This window comes from Paraburkholderia sp. (assembly GCF_049581445.1).
Classification (GTDB): domain Bacteria; phylum Pseudomonadota; class Gammaproteobacteria; order Burkholderiales; family Burkholderiaceae; genus Paraburkholderia.
Window position 1 is genome coordinate 1 of the sequence record NZ_JBAURZ010000020.1, and the last position, 3,032, is coordinate 3,032.

The 3,032-nt window shown below is 59.4% G+C and carries 2 protein-coding genes and 1 pseudogene; 2 read left to right on the forward strand and 1 reads right to left on the reverse strand.

Annotated elements, in window-relative coordinates; all coding sequences use genetic code 11:
• Positions 1-422, forward strand: a pseudogene (locus WCA85_RS01210) (epoxide hydrolase); the annotation flags it as partial.
• A 111-nt stretch (positions 423-533) separates the two neighbouring features.
• On the opposite strand, the gene WCA85_RS01215 reads toward WCA85_RS01210, so the two are convergent.
• On the reverse strand, positions 534-2,399 hold the full coding sequence (locus WCA85_RS01215; RefSeq protein ID WP_424061211.1) for a cytochrome c biogenesis protein DipZ: 1,866 nt from the start codon (positions 2,397-2,399) through the stop codon (positions 534-536).
• A 316-nt stretch (positions 2,400-2,715) separates the two neighbouring features.
• Between WCA85_RS01215 and WCA85_RS01220 the strand changes: the two genes are divergently transcribed.
• Positions 2,716-3,032 (forward strand): epoxide hydrolase N-terminal domain-containing protein (locus tag WCA85_RS01220; protein ID WP_424061213.1); only part of this gene is annotated, 317 nt, incomplete at its 3' end.

Here is a 3,032-nt window from a genome sequence, read left to right on the forward strand (position 1 = left end):
AGACCTTGTACGGCATCGAAGATTCGCCGATCGGCCTCGCCGCCTGGATGCTCGACCACGACGCCGCCAGTCAGGCGATGATCGCACGCGTCTTTGATGGCCAGACTGAGGGTCTTTCGCGAGACGACGTCCTCGATAACGTCACGCTGTATTGGCTGACGAATACGGGCGTCTCGTCGGCCCGGCTGTATTGGGAAAACAAGCTCAACTTCTTTGCCCCGAAGCACCTCACCATTCCGGTTGCGGTCAGCGTGTTTCCGGACGAGATTTATGCCGCTCCGCAAAGCTGGACAGAGAAGGCGTATCCCAAGCTGATTCACTACAACCGCCTGCCCAAGGGCGGCCACTTTGCCGCCTGGGAACAGCCGAAAGAGTTCACCGACGAAGTCCGCGTCAGTTTCCGCACGCTGCGCTCAGCGTAAGAATGGGGACGACGCCATCCGGCGTCGTCCCCATTTCATTTCACTCATCACATTTCACTCATCGGACCAGGAGAATTCCTGTGGCCCGATTGCTTCGCGGTAACTCAGGCATTATCCAAACGTGAACGCATAAGCGCTCACACCCGGATCAAGAAACTCCACAGTGAATGTGCGATCCCGTATCGGCCCGGCTTGCCTGACCAACTGATACAGGCGCACGCGATCCACAGTTCCGCTGCCGTCCGCTGCGACGTCGGCGCCATGCGATGCACCTGGCGGCTGGCCATCGATGGTCACACGGAAACGCACCGGCTTACCATCCGGCGTCGGTCCTAACACGAGATGCAGGTCACGCGCATGAAACCGATACACGATCTTGCCAGGCGCACTCGCCAGTTGCGCCCGATCGGAATTGATCTTCCATTGGCCATTGAGACCCCAGGAATTCAGACCGATGTCAGCTGGCGCGCTGTAAGTGCGAAGCTGATCGGGCAGTACCGCTTCCGGCGACGCGAAACCTTGCGCCTCTTCGTAGCCCACGTATGTTTCGGCAGAACCCACGTCGTTTTCGTCCGACGCCACCTGCGTACCGCTTGCGGGCTCCCCACCATGGGTTGCAGGAAGATCGGGATGGCCGTTCTCTGCCAGCAACTGGCGAATCACCTGCTCCGACTTGCCGTAGTCGCCCTCACCGAAATGGTGATAGCGAATGCGGCCTTGCGGATCGATCACGTAGAACGCGGGCCAATACTCGTTGCCAAACGCGTTCCACACCGCGTGATCGTTGTCGATGGCGACCGGATAATCGACGCCGAGGTCGACCGTTGCACGCTTCACGTTGCCGATATCACGTTCGAACGCAAATTCTGGCGCATGCACACCAATCACCACTAGCCCCTGATCGTGATACCGCTTCGACCACGCTTTCAAATACGGCAAGGTTCGAAGGCAATTGATGCAGGAATAGGTCCAGAAATTGACGACCACGACCTTGCCCTTCAAGTCTGCTGCCTGCAGCGGCGGAGAATTCAGCCATTGCACGGCACCCGATAACGGTGGCATGACACCTTCCACCGGCAACGTCAACGCCGCCGACTGCGGCCCAGGCATCGAGACGCGTAAGACGTCGACCTTGTAGGGGGAATTCGACATCGCGGTGGGCATTACCGGCGTTTGCGCCGGCATTTGCGCACGCACGGGCATCGTGCGTGCTTCGGTCGAATGTCGCGCCGTTACGGCTCCAGCGGACAACTGCCCAACGAGTTCCTCTTCGACGCTGGCCGTGTTGATGGTTGGCGCATAGGCAAGCACGCGAGTGTCGAGGCCCAACGCCATCACGGCGACGGTGAACAAGATCACTCCACCCATGCCTCGACGAACACCTTCGCCCACTCCAAGCCAGCGCTTCATTGCCGTCAGAACACGCCCCCCGATCAACAACGCAACCGCCAGCGAGGTCGCCGCACCCGCAGCATAAGCGAGCAATAGCAGCGTGGTGCTGCCACTCGCCCCGTGCACCGCTGCTCCGGTCAGGACCAGACCCAGAATTGGACCTGCGCAGGGTGCCCAAAGCAGACCCGTCGCGATCCCCAGGAAGAACGACGACACGAACGAAGACGCGACCGACGATTTCGCGTGGTCGATCCTCGCCATCGTCTCCAGCCGGTTTCCCGCGCTCACGAGGGGACGCATGAGGCGTTCGGCAAAGGACGGAAGCAGCAGCGCCAGGCCGAAGACGCCGAAGCCGGCCAGCGCTATCGCGCGGCCATACAGGTTGGCTTGCGCGACCCAGGCACCGCCCACTACTGCGAGGCTCGCCACGGCGGCAAACGTGAAAGCCATTCCGGTCAAGAGCGGCAACCCGCTGCGCATGACCGGCTGATCCGCACGCGAGAACACGAACGGAAGGACTGGCAGGATACAGGGGCTCACGATGGTGAGCACCCCTCCGAGATAAGCGAGAGCAATGAGGAACATAGGTCAGCTTCCTTTCCGAAGAACCGGAATTCGTGGAGACGGAAAAATTTAGGTTGATGCATTAGAACGCCCGGAGGTATCCGGCGTATGTCGGGAAACGTAGCGAGTGCAATTCAATGTATCTGTAAGGCAGCCAGATACATTGCGATACAAACGGCGTGATCCGTGATCGGAGCGCAGCGCCACGCTCAACTAACTCGTATGCGATTTTATCTTTCACGCTTGACATCGCAGATTACTTGGTGAATTATTCATCCCGTCCGCTTTAATCGTATGCGATTTATATGTCGCCATGTTCACTCATTAAGGAGTCAGTATGCCAACCGATATTCTTCCCGAGACCCCGTCGCGCCGTCGTTTTATTGGTGTCGCAGCAGCGGCCCTTGCAGCGGGCGCGTTGAGTCAGCTCGCCTTTGCCGAAACGGGTCAGTCCATCACTGAAATTGCACCACCCGCAGGCGGCGACAAGGACGCCATTCGCCCGCTTCACGTGAAGGTGCCGGAATCGCAACTTGTCGACCTGAAAAGGCGCATCAAGGCAACACGGTGGCCCGAGCGCGAAACCGTCACGGATGCCTCGCAAGGCGTGCAACTCGCCACCATGCAGAGAGTCGCGCGTTACTGGAGCACCGA